Below are 22,877 nucleotides of genomic sequence, written 5' to 3'. Positions count from 1 at the left end.
GATATGGAAATAGGACGTTTAGGCATTACACACTCCTTTGTGTAGTTTACTTCCTGTGATCAGTTACGGCTGGTTTATCAAAGCTCCTTTTTGCCTGAGTGAATTTCACATATGTAAGGTAGACAGCATACGTCTACACCAAGTGTCGAAGCGTCCCCAAAAACTGGATGTGTGGTAGTACTGGGGTAGGGAAACGAACATATAAAACGAAGACATAGCATTCTTGCTACTTGTAGCTACCATCCGGCTGGTGCTCCAGGCCACTCTGTTCTTCTTCGATGGAGTCGTAGGGCAGTACCTGGCCTTGCTCATCGCGAACGCCCTATCGGCAGCGGGTCACCCAGCAGGAGACAGCTCGCGCAGCGTATACGGTGAGGGTTGAGGGCAAGCCGCTTTCTTGGAACGGTGAACAAAGCACCGCGTTCGATGATCTCCGCGCCAACGAAGACGGTGGTTGTTCTTACGGTGACATAGAGAGTTGCCCCCGAAGAACCGCCGGTTGGCGGTACCGGTGGAAGGTCTCTGAAGTGTCGTCAGTGTCACTTAAAACTGCCGTCGGGTTGATACTCAAGTCCATAGTAACTTGGTACGAAAACTCCGTGTTCCTCTTGCCACTCGCGTGAAAGGCGAATGGCTTCCTGAACCTGCTCAGGAGTCATTATTGCCTCAAGGCGGCGTTTGTCTGGCGCTCCAGCAGGATCCTGGAGGTCGTAGTACTTATATGCTTGAACCAGATCTACCTCGGTGCCGATGCCATGTTCGTAGTAGTTGGCAAGGCCTCGGTGGCTCAGAAATCCATTAAAAGGCATATCTTCCGCGCGTTTTAGCCACTCAAAGGCTGTTTGTTCATCTTTAGGGACACCAGTTCCTTCTCGGTAGATGCCGGCAAGCTGGGTGGCGGACTCGGCATCACCCTGTTCGGCGGCTTCGGTAAACCAGATTTTCGCCTGCTGGATATCTTCATCCACCAGGTCCCGAGGATCGGCGCCACGGTAGGCATGGCCAAGATCTTTCTGGGAAAGAATATAGCCTTTCTCCGCCGATGCTTGGAGATAGGCCAGGGCAAGTGGTTTGTTGACTTGTGTGCCAATTCCCTTGTAGTAGACGGTGAAGAGAGAGTAACCGGCATCTATAACGCCAAGCCTCCATGCCTCTTGAAGTAACTTCGTGCCTTCGCTCGTATCAGGCTGCCGCTCGAATCCTATGATCTGACCAAAGTAAACAAGACCCAATAGGAAGGTGGCTTCGCCATCTCCGTTGCTGGCTCTCTCTTTAATTTGATCTTCTGTTATGTTACTGAAGTGGTCCCAGTATGATTTGTTTTGGGGTGTGTTTAAAGTAAAGTATGGCGTTCCTTCCATTTTGACAATGGTTGTGGTCTGAGATTTTATAAAGCTTAAAGTGGAGGCGTTATCACAGCCCGAAATGCTGGCTATTGTCAGAAGAGATAAAACAAAAGTTGCTAGGCGCAGTTGAATGTGTGGCACGGTTATATTCTCATCGTGAATGCCCCGGAATTGGCGCCGACTGGACTATCTAAGTTTAGGTGTGGTGCTCAACAACCCTTTTCACCCTTACGCCCTTGAACACCAGCTCCAGGCCATTCTGTTCTTCTTCCATGGAGTCGTAGGGCAGTACCTGGCCTTGCTCATCGCGAACGCCATATCGGCAGCGGGTCACACAGCAGGAGACAGCTCGCGCAGCGTATACGGTGAGGGTTGAGGGCAAGCCGCTTTCTTGGAACGGTGAACAAAGCACCGCGTTCGATGATCTCCGCGCCAACGAAGACGGTGGTGGTTCTTACGGTGACATAGAGAGCTGCCCCCGAAGAACCGCCGGTTGGCGGTACCGGTGGAAGGTCTCTTAAGTGTCGTCAGTGTCACTTAAAACTGCCGTCGGGTTGATACTCAAGTCCATAGTAACTTGGTACGAAAACACCGTGTTCCTCTTGCCACTCGCGTGAAAGGCGAATGGCTTCCTGAACCTGCTCCGGTGTCATCATTGCCTCGAGGCGGCGTTTATCTGGCGCTCCAGCAGGATCTTCAAGGTCGTAGTATTTGTAGGCCTGTACCAGATCTACTTCGGTGCCGATGCCCTGTTCGTAGTACATGGCAAGGCCGCTATGGCTGATACGTCCCTCAAACGGCATGGTTTCCGCGCGTTTCAACCAATCGAAGGCCGCTTGTTCATCTTTAGGAACACCAAGACCTTTCCGGTAGATCCCGGCTAACTGGGTGGCGGACTCGGCATCACCCTGTTCGGCGGCTTTGGTAAACCAGGTTCGCGCCTGCTGGATATTTTCCTCCACCAAGCCCCGAGGATTGGAGCCTCGGTAAGCGTGGCCCAGCTTCCTCTGGGAGAGAATATAGCCCCTCTCCGCCGATGCCTGGAGATAGGCGAGGGCAAGCGGCCTATTGACTGGGGAGCCAATTCCCCTGTAGTAGACAGTGAAGAGAGAATATCCGGCATCTATAACCCCAAGTCTCCATGCCTCTTGAAGTAGCTGCGTGCCTTCGCTTGTATTTGGCTGCCGCTCGAACCCTATGATCTGACCAAAGTTAACAAGGCCCAATAGAAAGGTGGCCTCGCCATCTGCATTCCGACTTCTTTCTTTCATTTGATCTTCTGTTATGTTGTTGAAGTAGTCCCAGTAAGATTTGTTTTGGGGTGAGTTTGATATAAAATAAGGTTTTCCTTCCATTTCGACAATAGTTGTGGTGTGAAGTTTTATAAAGCTTAAAGTGGAGGCGTCATCACAGCCCGAAATGCTGGCTATCATCAGAAGAGATAAAATCAAGATTTCTAGGCGTTGATGAATGTATAGCACGGTTATATTCTCATCGTGAATGTTCCGGAATTGGCATCGGCTGGACTATCTGAGCCAGAGAAACTGACGTGAAGCGAAAGCAATTTTGGTGGTCGGTTGCTATGAACGAGATCTTTAAAAATTATGGCATAAAGGCTGCCGCTCTTTGAGATACTAACTCGATCGTCATTCTCTAGACTTGGGGTGTCTTCTTTCCTATTTATTAATGTGTCGCTACCTTCCGTTCTAATATATTCCTCTTGAAATAGTGTTTCTTTTTGATCATCCTCTCCAAGCTCCAGTTTTAATCCAATCTCCATCTCATCCAAATCCGGTACGGTGATCAGAATGCTAAGTGTGCGTGGTAGCTGACGGGAGCGCTCCCTGACGATATCCCATTGCCCTTGAGTCGGTACCACCCCATAGCTTTCGTAGTCATCTGGCTCTTGCAGCAACATTTCCACCGTCACGCCCTTGAACACCAGTTCCAGGCCATTCTGTTCCTCTTCCATGGAGTCGTAGGGCAGTACCTGGCCTAGCTCATCGCGAACGCCATATCGGCAGCGGGTCACCCAGCAGGAGACGGCGAAGGCGACCAGGATGTTGAGTCCAGGCCCAAGGATGAGTTTCAAAACGGAGGTAACCACCCCGTTGGCAACACCCGCGAAAAGAGCGACAGGTGCGCTAATGGGCCCGACAGCGACAGCTACGACAATGACCAAGGCGACGACACCGTTGGCAACATCGATATTGCCGGCGGTCCTGTGTTTATTCTGAATACTCTCCGGCAGGCCCAACAAGGCCGCCCGATGGGCGTTGGCACGTTTGTCTAGACCATCCGCGATACTGAGTACCCCTATGATGGCGTCGCCTGGCAGCCTGAGGATCTGCAGGCGCCGGACGAGCGATGCCAGGGCGCCGTCGGTACTGGCCAAAAGAGTGGCAGCGAATTGCAAGGTGTCGACCGAGGCAATGATGAGTTTTGTCAAGGCAAGCGTTACCTGGATGCCGTCTGCGTCGCCTGAGGAAAATTCGCTGTTGAGGATGCTGAAGTTGTTGTAGTAGATCAGCAGCAGTTGAACCCTCGTGGACGTATTCCTGAGGCCTGCGACGGCGGGGTGGTTGGTGCCGCCGATGCCCTGTGCAATGTAGCTGCCTAGATCGCGCGCATTTTGCCGATCGTTCCAGTTGCTTTTTGCAATATCGTCTTCGCCGAAGTCATCGGTAGTGGTGTTGTAGCGATCCAGGAAGTCCGGGGCGGTTGTATCGATGGGGATGACCACGGTGATTTGATGGTCATTCTCGATATGGGTGACGGAGAAGTTGCCTCCCACGCCGTCGTCCTCGTGGAACTGCAGAGCACCGGAGGCGTCGGGGTTGGCCTTGCCTTTGGGATAGAGTTGGCGCGTCAGCGTATCCAGCCAGTCGTGGAAGTCCTTGCGGCCGACGGAAACGCTCGCCAGCACTGGCAGGTGGAGGTATTGGGCAGGGTCATTGGCGTCCTGTGACGCCTGGATCTGCTGCACGTCGTAGCTGCCGGTAATGATCAACTGCTGATAGCGGTTGAAACTTTCCAGCGCCTTGACGGATGGGAGGTCTGCCGCGTCGATCGCGTTGTTGTTGCTGTTGATATTTGTTGTACCACCATCGTTGCCGGCGTCCGCGTCAGCGGTAGAATTTGGGTCCGGTGGCGTGTCGGGAATGACCTTGGAGGCGTCCTGTAGCGCCTGGGCGTAGAGACTGTTGCCCATGGTGGCGATGAGTCCGGCCATGGTGGTGTCGTAGCGAAACTCACGCTCGCCATGCAGCAGCTCACGATACTGCTCCCGCCATCTGAGCAAGACCCTGGGCGGTACGTAGGCTTTGGCCGGTAGCGCCTGGCGAACGGTAATGGCGTCGTCGATCAAGCGACGCTGGTTGGAGAACATGGCCTTTATCAGCAATGAGTCAGCTGAGTCGATGGCGCTGGCTAGCCTGTCCCACAACCATTTGCTGGCATCACTTAGAATGCCGCCCAGCAGTGCGTTGGAGAGTACTCCGCTCAGTCCCAGCCCGGGTGCATAGACATCGTCGGAGTAGCGTACTGTGACGCGATCAAGGTGTGCCTCGACCCACAGGGAGTAGTCCTCATCAAAGGCCCGTACCAGCTGATTGATCAGCTCCACCAGCGCTTTGTACTTCGCCTTGAAGTCTTCAAGCTCGGGGTTGATGCGTTTCCCTGTCTCGGGATCTACGGGAGCGTCCGGCAAGGTATAGTAGTCCGCTAGCTCCTTGTTGTAGGCGGAGATAAGTTGCTCGGGTTCCTGGGTCAGCAGTTCGATGCTCCTCCTTTCTGCATCGATCTGACGCTGCAGGTCGCGCCTTTCAATACGTAGTGTTTCGATCCGCTGTCTATCTAGCCAGTTGGGATCGCCGTCGGAGCGTATCGCTTCGATCTGCCGATCTATCTGATTTATCCGTTGCTGCTTGGAGTCGATTGTCGGTTGGCTGGCCTCTTCAATCCGCTGGTTCAGGGGGGCCTGGGCAATCTGCCGCTGTATTCGGTAATTTTCCTCGAAGATCTCGATGGCCTTGTAGCACAGCAGGTTGCGCCGATTGAGGTATCCCTGGGGGTCATACTGTTGAAGAAACTCCTCGAGCAGCTCCAATGGTCGTTGGCGGTAGGCGTTGAGTTCGTTGATCAGGCCGACTTCATCATGCACCGCCAGTACCAGACTCTTGTCCTTTAGTTGCTGCGAGGCGGCGCGAAGACGCTGTCCCATGGCTTGGCGCAGTTCCTCGCGGGTGAATAGTTGGCGATTGTTCTGATCGGGCCAGAAGAAGGCCTCCATGCCGGCGGCATTGTCGCTGTACTCGGCGACCAGCGAGAGCTCCTCGGCGCTGAAGGCGAAGGGCTGCTGGGTCTTGTTGTCGCGCCAGGCGGCGACGTCGAAGCGCTGCATGGCTACGTCGCGCAGGCGCCGACCGTCACTGTGGGAGGCGGTGCGCAGGTGGTTGAGAAAGGTGATGGGAAGCGCGTGCTCGCTGTACAGGTAGTAGATGTTGGTGGCGGTGTCGACGCTGTCCAGGGCGATGGTCGAAGCGCTGACCGTCTTGAAGCGCCGTTCCTCGTCGTTCAGCCCGCAGGCAAATTCGGGTTGTTCCGGGGAGGGGGGCGCCTCACTGACAGCAAACTGATAGAACATGCCGTCGGTCGTGACGACATAGGCATACCAATTGTGGTTGACGCGATCTCCCGTCGTCTCGCCGTCGCTGGTATTGCGAGTGTTCTCGTCGTCGAGCAGATAGAAGTAGCCGGGTCTGAGCTGGCGCAGGATATATTTGCTGACCTGGCTATCGGTGGTGTCGCCCAGATAGCTGCGTACGGGTTCTCCCAACGTGCGTGGTGAGGTCCCCTGGTCGGTCACGGCCTGGTTGAGCCGGATATCGGTGAACTCCGTTACCCTGTCCGCCGGTAACTCGGTGAAGCCGGAGGTCAACGAGGTGCGCTCACACACAGTCAAGCGCACCGGCAGGATGGGGAGACCCACTCTCTCGCACAGAGGGCACTGTCCTGATTGCACGCCGGGTAGATCGATGCAGGCGTCATCAATCCGCTTGAGCAGGTCTGGATTGACCATGAGCCGTATTCCTCGTCCAGGTTGAGATCTCGTTCCACTCGGCAACCGGCAGGGCGGCGGTCAGATCGCCGTAGCGCTGGCTCGGACCGATGCTTTCCAACAGGCGCTGCATGAAGGGGTGTCGATGAAAGTCATCCCCCACGTGGAGACCATGCAGGACAAACCTTTGCTGGTCGGCAGGCGTGTGGAGTCCATGCCGTTCAGCAGTCCGCATCAGCGCGTTGATACGCTCTGGTGATGCCTCCGCTGCACTGTCAGGCTCAAGCGAGCGCCACTTGTCGATCAGGTGGTTGATGGTGCCGCTGCGTTTGAGCGAGGCCCATTGTTCCGGTGACAAGGTAAAGGGCGCTGGAGGCGGCTCCCGGGGAATCTCCATTTCACGCAGGACCTGCTGGTGGTCGAAATAGAACCAGCCGGTGAAGGGGTGCAATAGCAGGGTTTTCTGACCGGGTTCCAGCAGAAAGGCGAGCAGCTCCATCACCCTTGGATCGAAAAAACGCAGAAGGCATGTCTTGCCTTCGGGACTGGTCACCGTCAGTTGGCGTTCGATCCACCGACTCAGGGAGATCGACAGGACCGACGAGGTGACCAAGGCGCAAAACCCGCTTGGCTCCGTACGCTTGCTTGGCAGGCTGCTACGTTGCTGCGCTACCAGCTCGGGGATGTCGATGTCCCGCACCTCCAGCGGTTTGAGGTAGAGCCGCCGCCATGGAGGTAGGTCGATAAAGGGGTTGGCGATGATGCGAAACTGCCTGGTCGCCAGTTCCAGTTCGTCGCAGGAAAGTTGCCAGCGCTCGTCCTGGGAAGGATCGATCAGTGCGTAGAGCCTGGAGGTGCTGGCCTGCAGACGAAGGCGCTGGAGTGTGTTGTCAGTTGAGCTTGCCGGTTCGCTCGACATCAGTTGCCCTCCACGATGCCGCCGCCGTCCTTGCTGGCCTGGCCGTTGCTGCGCGGGCAGATTTTCGGCGCGAAGTCCGGCAGGTAGGGAAGCGCGGGATCCAGCGATGAAGGCCCGGCCAAGCTGTGCGTGGTGGCCTTGAGGCTGACAAGACCCGGGCCGTGGATCTGGATATCGCCGTCCTTGATGCGCAGGACGCCTCCGCCGCTGATGAACTCAATGCCCTGGGCGGCCTCGATACGCACCTTGCCCTCGGTGGAGGTGATGGAGAGGGTCTTTTCCGCGCTCAGCGCCATCTGGTCGCTCTGGGCCTGCACCTCTACCTTGCCTCGGGCGGCGAACAGCTTGATGCCGGCTCGCTGCACGAACAGCGACAGGCGCTCGCGGATAGTGGCCACCAGGCTGCGTCGGCTGGCCAGGTTGATGTCTTCGCCACAACTGGCGCTGAACGATTCGTGCTGGGCGAGGTGTGTCGATGCGGGGGTACTCAAGACGATGCCGGCCGGTGAGGCAAGATGCAGCCAGGGTTGCTGGAGCCCGGATGCCTGTCCGGTGCCTGCCTGGCTGCCGGCCTCGGCGGTGGACTGCTCGTCGCTGTCGGCGGCACAACTGTTTGGCTCGCCGTAGATCTGCCGGGTGTCCTCGGCGGCCTGCTTGAGGTCGAGGCGAGTCTCCAGCACATCGGCACCGTGTTCCATGGCGCTCTTGCTCAGGCGATCGGACAGGTGCCAGGCGCTGGACAGTTCCTGATGGATGGGCCCTGTCGCAAGCTGGTCGCCTGCAGCCCCCAGCTGCCCCCAACTGGTCAGCAACAGCCCCTGATTCGAGCGGATTGCGCCATAGGCATCGCTACGCAGTTCGAAGCCGGTGCCACGAAAGTCCCCGCGCGTGTTGCCGTGCTGATGTATCAGGTAGCCCAGATTGAGCTGGCTCTTGGCGTGTTCCGAGTTGAGGCGGATACGCTCCTGGTCGGTGGCGTCGTCAAACACCAGTTCGTTGTAGTTGCTGCCTCGGTAGGTCTTTGACTTGATGCCCGAAAGCAGGCCGTTGGAATGCCACTCGGGTTGTGCATCACCGTTGTAGACCCGGCCGGTTATGAGGGGACGATCCGGATCGCCCTCGAGGAAGTCGACGATGACCTCCTGGCCGATGCGTGGCACGAACACGGACCCCCAGCTGGCGCAGGCATTGGCTTCGGACACCCGTAACCAGCAACTCGAGCGATCGTCGTGCTGTCCGTTGCGATCCCAATGGAACTGCACCTTGACGCGGTTGAGGCGGTCGGTATGGATCTCTTCGCCTTCGGGGCCGACGACGATGGCAGTGTGGGGGCCGCCGACAACGGGGCGTGGATGATCCAGTGTGGATCGAAAGGGCACGACGGTGCGCTGCACCTCGAAGTCAACCAGGTAGTGGCCGGTGCCGGCACGCTGGTAGTCGTCTTGGTGAGGGCTCTCGTCCTGCAGACCGTGGGCGCTTCTGGCCTGATCCAGGGCTTGCTGCAGGCTGCCCGGCAGGGTGCTGAGGTGGGCGGATACCGGCAGGGCGTTCTCGGCCTGGATATTGAGGTCGAGCACGACGAACTCACGCTCGCTGGCATCGCCGTGCAGGTGACGTTCGTGCTGTTCCAGCGAGAAGATATGGCCAGCCTGCAACTGTCGGGTGCCGCCGGCGCCTCGAAAACGCTTGGCCAGGGATTCCACTGCCTGCAGGCGGTTGTCCACCAGGGTACGGCCGCGATCGAAGGTATCGTAGTAGTAGGCCCCGGGATAGTCGTAGAACTCCTGGGGACTGAGATTTCCCTGGTCGGGCAGGGTATCCAGTGCGTATTGGCGGGGCCGTGATGGTTGCCGGTAGTCGCAGGTGCCGATGGTCATGCGGGTCGGTTGCTGGCGACGGATACCTCCCCACTGAGTGATGCTGTCCTGGTGCTCCGTGGCGGCTTGACGGTGATAGCGAATCGCCCTGGGGGAGACCGCCGGACAGACGGTGAGGTCGTCGGTGATCACCATGCGATGCCCTGGATAGCGGTCCTGATCGGCGCTGTGTTCGAAGAAGTAGTAGAGGCCTTCCTGCTGCATCAGCCGGCTGATGAAGTGGAAGTCACTTTCGCGGTACTGAACGCAATAGCTGCGGGCCGCATACGGGCGCTGGCTGCGGATGAGCCAGCGTCCGTTGGCCATGTCGTAAGCCGAGAATACCGTTTCCAGAATATCCAGCACGTTCATGTCCTGGAAAATGCGGCTGTCCTGACCGAGTTGCAGGAGCGACAGCCAGGGCACTATCCCGAGCTGGTAATAGAAGACTCCACCATCCTCTCCCAGTAGCGCTGCCGTATCGACGAAGCCTGATCGTCGTTGATAGCTGCCGTCTGCCTGGCGAATGTCGAGTTCGGCCGGCATTGCCAGCAGGTGTTTGAGCTCAACATCTCCGCGTTGGCAAATGCAGTCGAGGGTGTAGCGGAAGGGGTGGGACATTCGCTCATTGCCCACCAGTCGATGGGGAATCAGTGGATGCTTGCCGACGCTGAGTTTCAGCAGTCGTTCGTCCTGCGTGAGTTCCGTATCGAACAGTGATCCCAGCCAGCGGCCCGAGCCATTCTCCATTGCTTTGCGCTCCCTGTGCGTGTCCATGCCCACGCTTCCGCCAGAACGTGTCCGGGAACGCTCTTCAGGTGTTTCGAACTTCGGGTCGGACTTGTACGGGGCGAGCGACGGCGAACCGTTATCTAATGGTTATGGCTACATTAGGCATCATCGGTTGTCTGGGGGAATCGGTGATATGGATGGATGAATGGAAGTGGTGGATTTGTAAGAAGATCAGTACAAACTAACTGGGAGTGACGAAGTGGCTCGCGCGGTATGTCGGGCGGGGAAGTGGCGGTTAGAGGCGGGGCGCTGCGTTGGCGTAGATGAGGAGAGAAGCTGATGAGAGAGGCTCCCCCGTGGCCAGGATATCGTCCACGGGGGAGAGAATGATCGACCCTTCAAGGCCAGTAGTGGCTGCCCACATCAGCCACGCTGCCTGGCCATCGACAATCGAGCAAGCCTGGCTGGGTCGGGGCGCTACAACTCGTTGAAGTAACAGTGATGCCGGGTCTCGCAACGGGACACTCGGTATTCCAGCGCCTGCTCCTGAATATCTCTTGCTACCCGCCGGATCTCGAGGATCGGACTGCCTTCGGCGATTTCCAGGTGGTGGGCTTCGTCCTTGCCCGCCGCCACCGCAAACAGGCGCTCCTCGGCGTGGCTGACGTTGCAGCCGAAACGCTGCTGATACAGCTGATAGAGGGTGTTTGGCAGGGTCTCCGGCAGGCTTTCCAGCGTCGGAAAGCGTGTCGCCGCGACCACCACGTCCTCGAGCAGGGCGGGGCGTTCGTCGAGCTCCCTGACGCGGCGAATATGGATGACGTCGTCTGCGTCCTCCAATCCCAGCACCTCCATTTCCTCTTCGTTGGCCGGGCGCCTTTCGCGCACCAGGATGCGCGATGTCGGCAGCGAGCGGCTGCCATCGAGCCGGGTCAGGTGGAAGAAGCGAAACAGCGAGCTGTCCTGATCGTGGGTGGCGACCACGGTGCCCTTTCCCTGGTAGCGGATCACCACGTTGTCGCTGGCCAGGGAGTCCAGCGCCTTTCTCAGGGTGCCGACACTGACCTGATACTCCTTGGCCAACGCCGACTCGCTGGGGATAAAGGTGCCGGGTGCCCACTCTCCCGAGACGATGCGCTGAAGCAGCACCTCCTTGATCTGCTGGTAGAGCGGTCGGTAGCTGAGGCTTGGCTGATCCATGCGGGTTCCTTCTTTGCGTTGGGCGAGGCCCGTTTCTTCGTCGCCAGTATAGCTCGAGGGAAATCTAGTTGATACTTGACTAACCTATATCCTATGTCCTATATATGAGTTGTGAGGGCAGCAAGCGACACCTGCCCAGGGCCAACCGGCGATATCACAACGTCAACAACATTCGTTCAGGAGAGGGGCAGCATGAGCATCGATTTCGTAGTGCACGATGCCGACGACAGTGTCGGGGTCGTGGTGGTCGAAGGCGTCGAGGCGGGGCAGACCCTGACAGGCTGGGTCATGCATCAGGACCAGACGGTCACCTTCGAGGTGAGCGACGCCATTCCCATCGGTCACAAGCTGGCCATTCGTGACCTCGATGAGGGCGACACCGTGATGAAGTACGGCGTCGATATCGGTCGCGTCGTCCAGCCGATCAAGCAGGGCGAGCACCTGCACGTACACAACGTCAAGACAAAGAGGTGGTAAGCATGGAAATCAAGGGTCGCAAGTTCCAGGGGTATCGGCGTGAAAACGGCCGTGTAGGGGTCCGTAATCACGTGATCGTGCTGCCGGTGGACGACATTTCCAATGCTGCCGCCGAAGCGGTTGCCAACAACATCAAGGGCGCACTGGCGCTGCCGCATCCCTACGGCCGCCTGCAGTTCGGCGCCGATCTGGACCTGCACTTCCGCACGCTGATCGGCACCGGCTGCAATCCCAACGTGGCGGCGGTGGTGGTGATCGGTATCGAGCCAGGCTGGACCAACAAGGTGGTGGACGGCATCAAGGCCACCGGCAAGCCGGTCGAAGGCTTCTGGATCGAACAAAATGGTGATCACAACACCATCTGTGCCGCCTCCAAGAAGGCCAAGGAATTCGTCCAGTACGCCAGCGAGATCCAGCGCGAGGAGTGCGACGTCAGCGAACTGTGGGTGTCCACCAAGTGCGGCGAGTCGGACACCACCTCCGGCTGCGGCGCCAACCCCACCGTGGGCGATGCCTTCGACAAGCTGTACGACGCCGGCTGCACCCTGGTATTCGGCGAGACCTCAGAGCTGACCGGCGGGGAACACCTGGTGGCCGAGCGCTGCGCCACCCCCGAGGTGCGTGAACAGTTCCAGGCGATGTTCGATCGCTACAGCGACATGATCGACCGCCACAAGACCAGCGACCTGTCCGAGTCCCAGCCGACCAAGGGCAACATCGAAGGTGGCCTGACCACCATCGAGGAGAAGGCGCTGGGCAACATCCAGAAGATCGGCCGTCGCTGCAAGGTGGATGGCGTACTGGACAAGGCCGAAACGCCGGACAAGCCGGGCCTGTGGTTCATGGACTCGTCTTCCGCCGCCGCCGAGATGGTGACCCTGTGCGCCGCCGCCGGCTACGTGGTGCACTTCTTCCCGACGGGGCAGGGCAACGTCATCGGCAACCCGATCCTGCCGGTGGTGAAGATCTGCGCCAACCCGCGCACCGTGCGCACCATGAGCGAGCACATCGACGTCGATGTGTCCTCGATCCTCAAGCGCGAGATCAACATGGAAGAGGCCGGTGATCAGCTGCTTGAAATGATGCTGCGCACCGCCAATGGCCGCAATACCGCCGCCGAGGCGCTGGGGCATCGGGAGTTTGTGCTGACCCGTCTGTACGAAAGCGCCTAAGCCAACGCCCGAGGCGGCGATCTGGCAAAAAAACCGGCTCCTCCCGCCGTTCGTCGGGAGGGGCAGGCCGTTGTAGTAAAGAAGGTTGTGCAAGAACGGCGAGCAATGAAAGCGTGTTGCTCGTAGCGAAGATCCTGACCACCCCATAACGACAACATCAGGAGTAACGTCATGCGCCTTTCCCACACCCTGACCCTGACCGCGATGCTGGCGGCGTCAACCCTCGTGGCCCCGCTGGCCCTCGCCGACGCCGCGGACTTTCCCGCCAAGGACGTGCAGTACGTGATCCCCTTCGGTCCGGGCGGCGAGTCCGATATCAGTGCCCGACTGCAGCAGAAGTACTTCGAGGAGATCACCGGCCAGCAGCTGATCATCCAGTACATGCCCGGTGGCGGCGGCGCGGTGGGCTGGTCCCAGCTCAACGACATGACCGCCGATGGCCATACCATCATGGGCTCCAATCTGCCCCATATCGTGCTCAAGCCGATGGGCAAGGACGCCGGTTTTGCCACCGAGGACGTCAACAACTTCTACTTCTTCCACTACTCGCCGGACGCCATCCTGGTCCGCGAGGACAGCCCCTACCAGACCCTGGAAGATCTGGTCGAGGCGGCGCGCCAGGCGCCCGGTGTAGTGACCTTCTCCGGTAGCGGTACCTACAGTGCCAATGACGTGGCCAATACGCGCTTCCAGCAGTTGGCCGACGTCACCACCACCTACATTCCTTTCAAGGGCACCGGCGCGGCGGTCACCGCTCTGCTGGGGGGCCAGGTCCAGGCCGAGTGGGGCTATACCACCGTGGCTGCCAACCATCAGGACAAGGTGCGCATGCTGGCGGTGGCCGCCGAGGAGCGCCATCCGCTGTTCCCCGACGTGCCGACCTTCCAGGAACTCGGCTATGACATGGTGGGCGGCGCCTATCGTGGCATGGCGGTGCCCAGCGAGACGCCGGCAGACGTTCAGGCGCGGTTGTCCGAGATATTCGATCAGATCAACCAGAATCCCCAGTTCCGCCAGGAGATGGAGGATCTGGGTTTCGTGTTAATGGACGTCGGCAATGACGATGTTGCCGATTTCCTGGCCGAACAGAGCCAGCAGTATGAGACCAGCGCGCGAGAACTCGGCCTGATCGACTGAGGTCAACGCCATGGATCTTATCGTTCACGCGCTCGGCGCTCTGTCGCCGCTCAATCTTGCGCTGGCCCTGCTCGGGGTAACGGCGGGCATCGTCATCGGTGCCCTGCCGGGGCTGTCCGCCACCATGGCGGTGGCGGTGCTGGTCCCGGTGACCTTCGGTATGGCGCCGGAGTCGGCCCTGATCATGCTCGGCGCCATCTATACCGGGGCCATCTACGGTGGCTCCTACTCGGCGATACTGGTCAATACGCCGGGCACGCCCTCGGCCATCGCCACCACCTTCGACGGCTATCCCATGGCCCGCCGCGGTGACGGTGATCTGGCCGTCACCCTGTCGACCATCGCCTCGGTGGTCGGTGGGCTGGTCGGGGTGCTGGCGCTGCTGCTGCTGGCGCCGCTGCTGGCCCAGGTCGCGCTCAGCTTCGGGCCGGTGGAGTACTTCTGGCTGGCGATCTTCGGGCTGACGCTGATCTCGGCGCTGTCCGAGGACTCGACCCTCAAGGGGTTCATGGGGGCGGGCTTCGGCCTGTTGCTGTCCACCGTGGGCGTCGCGGTGATCGGCGGCGATATCCGCTACACCTACGGCTCGCCGGTGCTGCTTGGTGGCATCGAGACGGTCTCGGCACTGATCGGCCTGTACTGCATTCCGGTGCTGATCGATCTGGTGGCAACACCCGCCGCTCACCTCAAGGTGGATGGCGTGTCGCGCGGGGTGCGCTTTCGCGAGGGCATGGCGATCGCCATCAAGGGCAAGCTGAACCTGCTGCGCTCGGCGACCATCGGCACCGGTGTCGCCATCCTGCCCGGGGCGGGCGGCTCGATTGCAAGCCTGGTGTCCTATTCTGAGGCACGCCGGGTGGCCGACGAACCGGCGAGCTTCGGCAAGGGCAATCCTCAGGGGGTGCTGGCGACCGAGGCCGCCAACAATGCCACCGTGGGCGGCGGCTTCATTCCGACCCTGGTGCTGGGCATCCCGGGCACGCCGCCGGATGCAGTGATCCTCGGGGCCTTGCTGGTGCAGGGCTTTCGTACCGGACCGGAGCTCTTCACCACCAACGCCGGTATCACCTACACCTTCGTCGCCGGGCTGTTTCTGGCCACCTGCCTGCTGCTGCCGCTGGGTCTGTTGATCGGGCGCTACGCCTTCAAGTCGATCATCTCCATTCCCAAGGCGCTGCTGGTACCGACCATCGCCTTCATGACGGTGATCGGCACCTACGCCATCCGCAACAGCGCCAGCGACGTGGTGATCATGCTTTGCCTGGGGGTGCTGGGCTGGGTGCTCAATCGCTACGGCTTTCGGCCCTCGCCCATCGTGCTGGGGCTGATCCTCGGACCCATTGCCGAGCAGGGCTTCGTCCAGGGCTTCCTGATGGGGCGGGCCAGCGGATCGCTGTTCGCTACCTTCTTCGGTGGTCCGATCAGCCTGACGATCATTGCGTTGTCGTTGCTGAGCGTCTTCTACCCGATGGTCAAGGCACGGCGTGAGGCAAGACGTCAGGACAAGACGATCAATGGGGAGGCGTCGCCATGAGCGCTGTTCACAACAGAAGCACTGGTCACGACACGAGCACTGGCCACAACACCAGCGCTGCCGGCAAGAAGAAGCACGCCATCCAGGCCTCCTGCTCCCGCACAAGCGAGTATCTGCTGCCGACGCTATTCGTCGCTGGCGCCGCTCTATGCCTGTGGGAGACCCGTGAGATGAGTCAGCTCGGGGCGGTATTTCCTGCGGTGATCTCGCTGGTGGTGATCGTCGCGGGACTGCTGCGCCTGGGGCAGCTTGGGCTGCGCGGGGTGGTGGCCAACCATGAGCGGGGCTCTGATTCGAGTTCTGATCCAAGTTCTGATTCAAGCTCTGATTCGAGCTCGGACTCGGGCTCCGGCTCGACCCCGCGGCGTCTGGCGTTGGTCGGAATCATGCTGGCCTGGGCCCTGGCGCTGCCCTGGCTCGGCTTCCTGCTGACCGGCCTTGCAAGCTTCGTCGGGCTGATGGTGGTGGCGCAGTATCGTCGCTGGAGTCCTCGTCGCCTGGCCGGACACCTGGCAACCGGCGCCGTGCTGGTGGCCTTCTTCTACGCCCTGTTCGCGCTGGTACTCAATGTTCCGCTGCCGGCGGGGCGCTGGTTCACGCTGTGAGGCCGCTTCGACGGCAACATCGAGGGAGTAAAACGATGGCCAGGATAGTGATTTCGGAATTCATGGACGAGCAGGCGGTGGCCTGGCTCGGTGAGCACCACGAAGTGCTGTGTGACACCCGTCTGGTCGAGGATCGAGGACGCCTTCTGGACGCGGTGGCGGACGCCGATGCGCTGATCGTGCGCAACCGGACCCAGGTCGATAGCGAACTGCTGACACGGGCGCCGCGCCTCAAGGTGGTGGGGCGTCTTGGTGTCGGACTCGACAATATCGACCTCGGGGCCTGCGCCGAGCGCGACGTCGAGGTCAAGCCGGCCCAGGGGGGCAACGCCGGCTCGGTGGCCGAGTACGTGATCGCGGGGGCGCTGATGCTGCGCCGAGGTGCCTACGCCTCGACCCCGGCCATGCTGGCAGGGGAGTGGCCCCGCCAGGCGCTGATGGGGCGTGAGGTCAGCGGCGCGAGGTTGGGTCTGGTGGGCTTTGGTGCCATCGCCCAGGTCACCGCCGGGCTCGCCCGGGCCCTCGGTATGGAGGTGCTGGCGTTTGATCCCCACCTGCCGGCCGAGTCTGCGGCCTGGGGCCAGACCCAGCGCTGCGAGACGCTGGAAGCGCTGCTGTCCGCGGCCGACGTGGTCAGTCTCCACGTGCCGCTCAATGACCAGACCCGACACCTGTTGGACGCCGATCGCCTGGCCGTCATGAAGCCCGGCGCAGTGGTCATCAACGCCGCCCGCGGTGGGGTAGTAGACGAGCCGGCACTGGCCGAGGCGCTCACCAGTGGACGCCTGGCGGGGGCCATGCTCGATGTGTTCGAGCAGGAGCCACTTGGTGCAGGCTCGGTGCTCGAAGGGGTGCCCCATCTGGTACTGACCCCGCATATCGCCGGGGTGACCGAGGAGTCCAACGCGCGTATCAGCCAGATGACCGCCGAGAACGTGGTTGCGGTACTGACACCGGAGGGGGTGGCATGAGCCAGACGACAATACTTGCCCGCGAACAGGCGCGGGAACTCGCCATGGAGGCGATGCGTGCCAGAGGCTTCCCCGAGCGCGAGGCCGCCATCACGGTGGAGGCGCTGCTCGACGCCGAGCGTGACGGTCTGCCGTCCCATGGGCTCTCGCGCCTACCATTCTATCTGGACCAGGCCGCCAGCGGCAAGGTCAACGCCGGCGCCATACCCAGGGCCGAAGCCGATGGCGCGGTGGTGCGGGTCGACGCCGACCATGGATTGGCCTTTCCGGCCATCGCCAGCGGGCTGGACGCCGGCTTCGAGGTGGCGCGGCAGCAGGGGCTATGCGCGATTTCCATCGGACGCTCTCACCACTTTGGGGTGGCCGGTGCACCGGTGGAGCGAGCGGCTCGGGAGGGCTTCATGGCGCTGGCATTCAGCAATGCGCCGTCGGCCATGGCGCCCTGGGGTGGTCACAAGCCGCTCTACGGCACCAACCCCATCGCCTTCGCCTGTCCGCGACCCGAGGGCGAACCCATGCTGCTGGACCTGTCGCTGTCCAAGGTGGCCAGGGGCAAGGTGATGCTGGCGCGCAAGGCCGGCAAGCCGATCCCCGAGGGCTGGGCGGTGGGGCCGGATGGGGCGCCTACCACCGATCCAGAGACCGCCATCCAGGGCAGCATGGTGCCGGCAGGAGACGCCAAGGGGGCGGCGCTGGCGATGATGGTGGAGCTGTTGTGCGCGGGGCTTTCCGGTAGTCGCTTCGGTTTCGAGGCGGGGTCTTTCTTCGAGGCGCAGGGAGAGCCACCCGGCGTCGGTCATTTGATGCTGCTGTTCGACGTCGATCGCTTCGCACCCGATGTGCTCGCGCGCTGTGAAGTGCTGTTCGCCGCGATGCTCGAGCAGCCGGGCGTACGCCTGCCCGGCGACCGGCGCCACCAGCTGCGACGCCAGAGCCATGATCGGTTGACGCTGCCGACGGCGGTGGTGGATGACCTGACGGCCATTGCGGCTTCCTAGACGTGCGGCTTCCTGGATAGCGTTCGCGGATACAGTTCGCGGATAGCGTGTTAGAACGACTTTCCCGAATAGCTTTGCTGAACGGCTTTATCAGCCAGCTCAGCCACCCTACTGGCCGCGTCCGGCAAGTGGCGGCGCCGTCGATCCCCTTAGCTGGACGCTGGCATCCAGGTGCAGGTCGCTGGGCCGCTCGCGATGGCGAATCCACGTCATCAGGGCGTCGGCGGCATGCACTCCGATGTCACTGGCGGGCACCGAGACGGTGGTCAGCGATGGCGACATGTAGGCCGCCTGGGGCAGGTCGTCGAAGCCGGTGATCGACAGTTCCCGAGGCAGGTCGAGCCCGCGTCGCTTGGCCTCGAGCAGGGCGCCGAAGGCCAGGGTGTCATTGCCGCAAAGCAGCGCCGTGGGCGGGGAGGGCATCTCCAGCAGTCTGGCGCAGGCGTCGGCACCCTCGGCGACACCATACTCCACCACCTCGACGTCCGGCGCCGGGCAACCGGCAGCGGCAATCGCATCGCTGAACCCGTCGAAGCGGGCCCGGGCACGGTCATTGTGTTCATAGGGTGCGGTGACGATGGCGAGGTGGCGGTGGCCCAGGTCGATCAGGTGGCTCGCCAGCTGTCTGGCGGCGCCGCGATTGTCGAAGCCGATACAGGGGGCTTCGGCCTTGTCATGGGTCTGCCAGCTGGTGAGAAAGGGCAGTTGACGCTGGTGCAGCAGACGGTAGGCGTCGGCAAGGTGTTCATGGCCGATCAACACGACGCCGTCCACGCCATGCTGGACCAGCGTCCGCAGCGCCTGCAGTTCGTCCTCGAGGTCGTAGCGGTAGGTGGCCAGCAGCAGACGACAGTCATGCTCCTTGAGGCGCCGCTCCAGGCTGTTGGCCATGGTGCCGAAGATCGGGTTGTCGAGGGTCGGTACCAGCAGACCGATGGCGCCGATGCGGCGCGAGGCCAGTGCACGGGCCGAACCATCCGGCACGTAGCCGAGGCGGCCGACGGCGGCCTCCACTTTCTTTCGCAGGCGGTCGCTGACGTGGGGTGCGCCGTTGAGCACCCGCGAGACAGACGCCGTCGAGACCCCGGCCTCCCGGGCCACATCTTCCAGCAACGCTCTGGTGGGACGATCGTTCATCTGGCCTCTCCTGGGTGGCGCCACCGGTGTGACCCGATCGGCGCCACGGTTGCGGCTAAAGTCGAAGGTCCTTTACAGGATTCTGGCTGGACAAGTCCTATAGAGGAATCTACCTTGAATGGTGCGCCATGTAAGCGCTTACAATTATAGCAGCAGACAGCGTTGATCGTAGTTCACTGCTGCATTTTTGCCTCGTTAGCCTGACCACGGCTTCGAGCGGAGCCGGTCCAGGCTCAGCAAGATCGACAACGACGCGTACCACCAAATACAACGAGAGTCGGGAGTCGCCACCCATGTCCAGGTCGTCTTCGTCCTCAGCCAAGTTGATGTTATGGCTGTCGATATGTCTGTTCGCCGCCTTTTTCATCAACGTCTCCATCCAGCGCTATGTACCGGGAATGTGGGCGCTGGAAGCCGCCTACGAGGCGGTGCTGTTGACGCTCGCTACCGCCTTCTTCGTCTCTGCCTGCCTCAAGTTCGAGGGCAAGGCGCCGTCTGGCGCCGAGCCGGGCACGCCAACCACACAACAAGGACAATGACCATGCGAGATTTCATCACCAATGACAGTGGTGCTCCCAGTCAGCCGGAAAGACGGCTGTTCATGGGCACCGTGGCGAAGTTCGGTTTTACCGCGGCGGTGGTCGGTGCGGTCGGCGGTGCGTTGTTCTCGGAAAGCGCCATGGCGGCCACCGCCAAGGAAGAGTCCGAGCGAGAGAACGCGGCCGAGTCCACCATCGTGCTCGCCACCGGCTATACCCTGGGCGCCTCGCGGGCCTATCCGATCATGCAGCTCAACTTCAAGGAGAACCTGCAGAACTTCTCCGGCGGCCGGCTCTACGTGAAGCTGGCGCCCGGTGGCCAGCTCGCCACCGGCGGGGCGCTGATCTCGATGGTCCAGAACGGCTCCATCGCCATCGCCCAGCATTCGCTGTCCAACCTGTCGTCCTTCGCCCCGGAAGCCGACCTGGTGAACATTCCCTACTGGTGTGGCGAGAACCAGCGTTTGATCAATCTGGTGACCTCGGACGCCTGGCGCGACACCGTTCACCACAAGGTCGAGGAGCGCGGCTTCAAGGTGCTGTCCTATATCTGCATCGACCCGAGGACCGTCGCCGTGCGCGATGGGCTGCTCGATGGCCCGGTGCGGGTCCCCGATGACATCTCCGGCATCAAGTTCCGGGTGCCGTCCTCGCAGATCCTGCAGCAGGTCTATCGACTGGCCGGTGCCAACCCGACGCCGGTGGCCTGGGGCGAGACCTCGTCGGCGATCAAGCAGGGCGTGGCCGATGCCCTCGACCCCAGCGTCCAGGCCCTGCTGGTGTTCGGCTTCACCGACGTGCTGTCGAGCATCTCCACCATCCAGTCGGTGCCGGATGCCCAGGTCTACACCTGCAACAAGGCCTGGTTCGACAGCCTGGATGGCGAGCTTCAGGACGCCGTCATGCAGGCGTCCGATGTCACCTTCCGCGAAAACCTCGCCAAGGTCCCGGCGGCGCGAGCCTACGCCCATGACCAGATGCGCCTGGCCGGCGTCGAGGTCTACTCCCTGAGCGACGAGGAAAAGGCCCAGTGGGTCGAGCGTTGTGGCCATCAGCTGCCCGCCTGGGATGAGACCAAGCGTGAGCTGGCGGGGTCGCTGGAGGCATTCGACAAACTGCTGGCCGCCACGGAGGTGCAAAATGGCTATTTCGTCGACAGCAACGCCTAAGGACACGCGCTGGCGCGCCCTGCGCCTGCGCTGTGACGACGTCGATCGCCGCACCGAGCGCTGGCTGCTGCTGACCTTCTACGCGCTGATCATCCTGACGGTGGCGGTGGAGGTGATTCGTCGCTTCGCCCTCAACTACTCCTCGGTGTGGGGCGAGGAGCTGGCGCGCTATGCCTTTATCTACCTGGCCTGGCTCGCCGCCGCCGCGGCGGTCAGGGACCGCGCCCATATCCGCATCGATGTGCTGATCAACCTGGGCGGGCCTCGCATGAAGCGCCTGGGCTGGTGGATCTCGGATATCGCCACCCTGGTGCTGGCGGTGTGGGCGCTGTACCTGTCGATCGCACCGGTGCTGACATCGATCAACTTCGGTTCGGTCACCGCGGGACTGCGGGTTTCCCAGGCGTTCTTTCTGGCCGCCATCCCGGTGGGCTTTCTGCTGATCGCCTGGCGGGTGGTACAGAGCATGCTGGCGGATATCCGGCGCATGCAACGTGGTGATCCGGTCTTCGATGGCCAGAAGCTCTTCGACTGAGGGGGACCGTCATGGAATTCATGGAACTTCAACAGGCCGCGGCCTCCCTGGACTGGACCTTCTATGCGCCGCTGGCGGCGCTGATCGTGATGATCCTGGTCGGGGTGCCGGTGTGGGTCGCCATCGGTCTCGGCACCCTGGGCATGCTGACCTTTACCGAGACCTTGCCGCTGTCGGTGTTCGGCGAGTCGCTGTTCGAAGGCATCAACGCCTTTGCGCTGATCGCGGTGCCGCTGTTTATCCTGACCGGTGATGCCCTGGTGCGCTCGGGGCTTTCCGGCAAGTTGCTGGATGTGGCCGAGGCCAGCGTCGGCGGGCTCAAGACCGGCCTTGGCAGCTCGACGACGCTGGGCTGCGGCTTCTTTGCCTGCATCTCCGGTTCGGACGCGGCGGGTGCCGCGGCGGTGGGGCGCATGACCATTCCCCGGCTGGTGGAGCGCGGCTATCCGTTGCCGGCGGCCTGTGCGCTGGTGGCCTCCGGTGCCTGCACCGGCATCCTGATCCCGCCATCGATCGCCTATATCGTGATGGGCCTGGTGCTGGGCATGTCCGCCTCGACGCTGTTTCTGGCGGCGGCGATCCCCGGGGTGATGGTGATGATCTCGGTCATGGCCACCAATATGGTGCTCAATCGCATCTACGGCTTCGAAGGCGATCGCGAGCGTTTCTCCTGGCGACGCTGGATCGACACCGTATGGGACGCCCGCTGGGCGCTGTTCGTACCGGTGGTGATCCTGGGCGGCATCTACACCGGCATCTTCACTCCTACCGAGGCGGCATCGGTGGCCGTGGTGGTGGTGGTCATCATCGGCCTGCGCCAGGGTCGCCTGACGCTGGGTGACATTCCGCGCATGCTGGAGAGCTCGGCGCGGGTGTGCGGCGTCATCGTGCCGATCATCGCGGTGTCCCTGCCGCTGGCGCAGAGCCTGGCCAGCCTCGATATCCCCCAGACCCTGGTCAGCGGAATCAGCGGTGTCACCGACGCCCCCTGGCTGATGATCCTGATGATGATCGGCATTCTGGTGCTGGCTGGCTGCGTGATGGAAACCACCCCCAACATCGTCATCCTGGCGCCGCTGCTGCTGCCACTGGCGCTGGAGGCGGGGATGAACGAGTTCCACTTCGCGATCCTGATGGTCACCACCCTGGGCCTGGGCTTCATCACGCCACCGCTGGGACTCAACCTGTTCGTGGTGTCCGGCTTGACCCGCTGTTCGGTGCTGTCGATCGCTCGCTACGCGCTGCCGTTCGTGCTGGGGATGCTGATCGTGGTGTTGATGATCGCTTATTTGCCTTGGTTGTCGACCTGGGCGATAGGGTAGGGCTCGTCTGAAAAGTGCCTGCGCTCGGTAATACGGCGTTAAAAATCGGATCAAAATGCTCATTTACACCCCGTAAACTGCGCTTTCTCACCGATTTTTGCCTTGTCTAACCTTCGCTCGTCGACTTTTCGGACTGAGCCCAGGGAGAGGTTGGGGGAGAGCTGTCTTC

Annotated in this window: 18 protein-coding genes; 11 read left to right on the top strand and 7 right to left on the bottom strand. The window is 61.3% G+C overall.

Annotated elements, in window-relative coordinates; genetic code table 11:
• Positions 1–539: 539 nt before the first annotated feature.
• The 6 genes from EBB56_RS01995 to EBB56_RS01970 all read right to left on the bottom strand — a co-directional run bounded on the left by EBB56_RS01995 (position 540) and on the right by EBB56_RS01970 (position 11,112).
• Positions 540–1,487 (bottom strand): tetratricopeptide repeat protein, encoded by a 948-nt coding sequence (locus EBB56_RS01995; protein ID WP_124802598.1) that lies wholly within the window; start codon positions 1,485–1,487, stop codon positions 540–542.
• Positions 1,488–1,879: 392 nt separating this feature from the next.
• Positions 1,880–2,827: a tetratricopeptide repeat protein gene (locus EBB56_RS01990; protein WP_124802596.1), complete on the bottom strand. Its 948-nt coding sequence runs from the start codon at positions 2,825–2,827 to the stop codon at positions 1,880–1,882.
• A 2-nt stretch (positions 2,828–2,829) separates the two neighbouring features.
• Complete coding sequence (locus tag EBB56_RS01985) at positions 2,830–6,426, bottom strand: T6SS effector BTH_I2691 family protein (RefSeq protein WP_124802594.1); 3,597 nt, start codon at positions 6,424–6,426, stop codon at positions 2,830–2,832.
• Positions 6,395–7,324, bottom strand: a complete 930-nt coding sequence (locus EBB56_RS01980; RefSeq protein ID WP_108449806.1) for a DUF4123 domain-containing protein — start codon at positions 7,322–7,324, stop codon at positions 6,395–6,397. Before EBB56_RS01980 ends, EBB56_RS01985 begins: the two co-directional genes overlap by 32 nt.
• The gene (locus tag EBB56_RS01975; RefSeq protein ID WP_108449805.1) at positions 7,324–9,930 is read right to left on the bottom strand and encodes a type VI secretion system Vgr family protein; all 2,607 of its coding nucleotides are present in this window, start codon (positions 9,928–9,930) and stop codon (positions 7,324–7,326) included. Before EBB56_RS01975 ends, EBB56_RS01980 begins: the two co-directional genes overlap by 1 nt.
• 459 nt (positions 9,931–10,389) lie before the next feature.
• Positions 10,390–11,112 (bottom strand): GntR family transcriptional regulator, encoded by a 723-nt coding sequence (locus EBB56_RS01970; protein ID WP_124802592.1) that lies wholly within the window; start codon positions 11,110–11,112, stop codon positions 10,390–10,392.
• A 192-nt stretch (positions 11,113–11,304) separates the two neighbouring features.
• Here EBB56_RS01970 and EBB56_RS01965 point away from each other — a divergent pair, with 192 nt between their 5' ends.
• The 7 genes from EBB56_RS01965 to EBB56_RS01935 all read left to right on the top strand — a co-directional run bounded on the left by EBB56_RS01965 (position 11,305) and on the right by EBB56_RS01935 (position 18,006).
• Complete coding sequence (locus EBB56_RS01965; protein WP_045993107.1) at positions 11,305–11,589, top strand: UxaA family hydrolase; 285 nt, start codon at positions 11,305–11,307, stop codon at positions 11,587–11,589.
• Positions 11,590–11,591: 2 nt separating this feature from the next.
• The gene (locus EBB56_RS01960; protein WP_045993108.1) at positions 11,592–12,761 is read left to right on the top strand and encodes a UxaA family hydrolase; all 1,170 of its coding nucleotides are present in this window, start codon (positions 11,592–11,594) and stop codon (positions 12,759–12,761) included.
• A gap of 171 nt (positions 12,762–12,932) precedes the next feature.
• Positions 12,933–13,898 carry a tripartite tricarboxylate transporter substrate binding protein gene (locus EBB56_RS01955; protein ID WP_124802590.1) on the top strand — a complete coding sequence of 322 codons (966 nt, stop codon included), beginning with the start codon at positions 12,933–12,935 and terminating at the stop codon, positions 13,896–13,898.
• A gap of 10 nt (positions 13,899–13,908) precedes the next feature.
• A complete protein-coding gene (locus tag EBB56_RS01950; protein ID WP_045993110.1) occupies positions 13,909–15,432 on the top strand; it encodes a tripartite tricarboxylate transporter permease in 1,524 nt (507 codons plus the stop codon).
• Positions 15,429–16,037: a tripartite tricarboxylate transporter TctB family protein gene (locus tag EBB56_RS01945; protein WP_124802588.1), complete on the top strand. Its 609-nt coding sequence runs from the start codon at positions 15,429–15,431 to the stop codon at positions 16,035–16,037. Before EBB56_RS01950 ends, EBB56_RS01945 begins: the two co-directional genes overlap by 4 nt.
• Before the next feature lie 35 nt (positions 16,038–16,072).
• Positions 16,073–17,008: a hydroxyacid dehydrogenase gene (locus EBB56_RS01940; protein ID WP_108449801.1), complete on the top strand. Its 936-nt coding sequence runs from the start codon at positions 16,073–16,075 to the stop codon at positions 17,006–17,008.
• On the top strand, positions 17,005–18,006 hold the full coding sequence (locus tag EBB56_RS01935; RefSeq protein ID WP_124802586.1) for an Ldh family oxidoreductase: 1,002 nt from the start codon (positions 17,005–17,007) through the stop codon (positions 18,004–18,006). The genes EBB56_RS01940 and EBB56_RS01935 overlap by 4 nt, the downstream gene beginning before the upstream one ends.
• Positions 18,007–18,114: 108 nt before the next feature.
• On the opposite strand, the gene EBB56_RS01930 is transcribed toward EBB56_RS01935, so the two are convergent.
• The gene (locus tag EBB56_RS01930; protein WP_108449799.1) at positions 18,115–19,143 is read right to left on the bottom strand and encodes a LacI family DNA-binding transcriptional regulator; all 1,029 of its coding nucleotides are present in this window, start codon (positions 19,141–19,143) and stop codon (positions 18,115–18,117) included.
• Positions 19,144–19,436: 293 nt separating this feature from the next.
• Here EBB56_RS01930 and EBB56_RS01925 point away from each other — a divergent pair, with 293 nt between their 5' ends.
• From EBB56_RS01925 to EBB56_RS01910, 4 genes are read left to right on the top strand one after another with little or no spacing between them, the layout of a single operon-like run.
• Positions 19,437–19,682 carry a hypothetical protein gene (locus EBB56_RS01925; protein WP_124802584.1) on the top strand — a complete coding sequence of 82 codons (246 nt, stop codon included), beginning with the start codon at positions 19,437–19,439 and terminating at the stop codon, positions 19,680–19,682.
• Between the two features lie 2 nt (positions 19,683–19,684).
• A complete protein-coding gene (locus EBB56_RS01920) occupies positions 19,685–20,851 on the top strand; it encodes a TRAP transporter substrate-binding protein (protein WP_108449797.1) in 1,167 nt (388 codons plus the stop codon).
• Positions 20,823–21,386 carry a TRAP transporter small permease gene (locus tag EBB56_RS01915; protein WP_083970439.1) on the top strand — a complete coding sequence of 188 codons (564 nt, stop codon included), beginning with the start codon at positions 20,823–20,825 and terminating at the stop codon, positions 21,384–21,386. The genes EBB56_RS01920 and EBB56_RS01915 overlap by 29 nt, the downstream gene beginning before the upstream one ends.
• Positions 21,387–21,406: 20 nt before the next feature.
• A complete protein-coding gene (locus EBB56_RS01910) occupies positions 21,407–22,708 on the top strand; it encodes a TRAP transporter large permease (RefSeq protein WP_231498473.1) in 1,302 nt (433 codons plus the stop codon).
• Positions 22,709–22,877 lie beyond the last annotated feature (169 nt).

This window comes from Halomonas sp. YLB-10, assembly GCF_003856855.1.
Lineage (GTDB): Bacteria > Pseudomonadota > Gammaproteobacteria > Pseudomonadales > Halomonadaceae > Halomonas > Halomonas litopenaei.
Note: the sequence above shows the minus strand (reverse complement) of the source record. Positions and strands in the feature narration are given on the sequence as shown.

Coding starts and splice junctions, on each gene's coding strand:
- EBB56_RS01985 (WP_124802594.1), bottom strand. CDS start 6,426: ATGGTCAATCCAGACCTGCTCAAGCGGATTGATGACGCCTGCATCGAT.
- EBB56_RS01980 (WP_108449806.1), bottom strand. CDS start 7,324: ATGTCGAGCGAACCGGCAAGCTCAACTGACAACACACTCCAGCGCCTT.
- EBB56_RS01975 (WP_108449805.1), bottom strand. CDS start 9,930: ATGGAGAATGGCTCGGGCCGCTGGCTGGGATCACTGTTCGATACGGAA.
- EBB56_RS01970 (WP_124802592.1), bottom strand. CDS start 11,112: ATGGATCAGCCAAGCCTCAGCTACCGACCGCTCTACCAGCAGATCAAG.
- EBB56_RS01965 (WP_045993107.1), top strand. CDS start 11,305: ATGAGCATCGATTTCGTAGTGCACGATGCCGACGACAGTGTCGGGGTC.
- EBB56_RS01960 (WP_045993108.1), top strand. CDS start 11,592: ATGGAAATCAAGGGTCGCAAGTTCCAGGGGTATCGGCGTGAAAACGGC.
- EBB56_RS01955 (WP_124802590.1), top strand. CDS start 12,933: ATGCGCCTTTCCCACACCCTGACCCTGACCGCGATGCTGGCGGCGTCA.
- EBB56_RS01950 (WP_045993110.1), top strand. CDS start 13,909: ATGGATCTTATCGTTCACGCGCTCGGCGCTCTGTCGCCGCTCAATCTT.
- EBB56_RS01945 (WP_124802588.1), top strand. CDS start 15,429: ATGAGCGCTGTTCACAACAGAAGCACTGGTCACGACACGAGCACTGGC.
- EBB56_RS01940 (WP_108449801.1), top strand. CDS start 16,073: ATGGCCAGGATAGTGATTTCGGAATTCATGGACGAGCAGGCGGTGGCC.
- EBB56_RS01935 (WP_124802586.1), top strand. CDS start 17,005: ATGAGCCAGACGACAATACTTGCCCGCGAACAGGCGCGGGAACTCGCC.
- EBB56_RS01930 (WP_108449799.1), bottom strand. CDS start 19,143: ATGAACGATCGTCCCACCAGAGCGTTGCTGGAAGATGTGGCCCGGGAG.
- EBB56_RS01925 (WP_124802584.1), top strand. CDS start 19,437: ATGTCCAGGTCGTCTTCGTCCTCAGCCAAGTTGATGTTATGGCTGTCG.
- EBB56_RS01920 (WP_108449797.1), top strand. CDS start 19,685: ATGCGAGATTTCATCACCAATGACAGTGGTGCTCCCAGTCAGCCGGAA.
- EBB56_RS01915 (WP_083970439.1), top strand. CDS start 20,823: ATGGCTATTTCGTCGACAGCAACGCCTAAGGACACGCGCTGGCGCGCC.
- EBB56_RS01910 (WP_231498473.1), top strand. CDS start 21,407: ATGGAACTTCAACAGGCCGCGGCCTCCCTGGACTGGACCTTCTATGCG.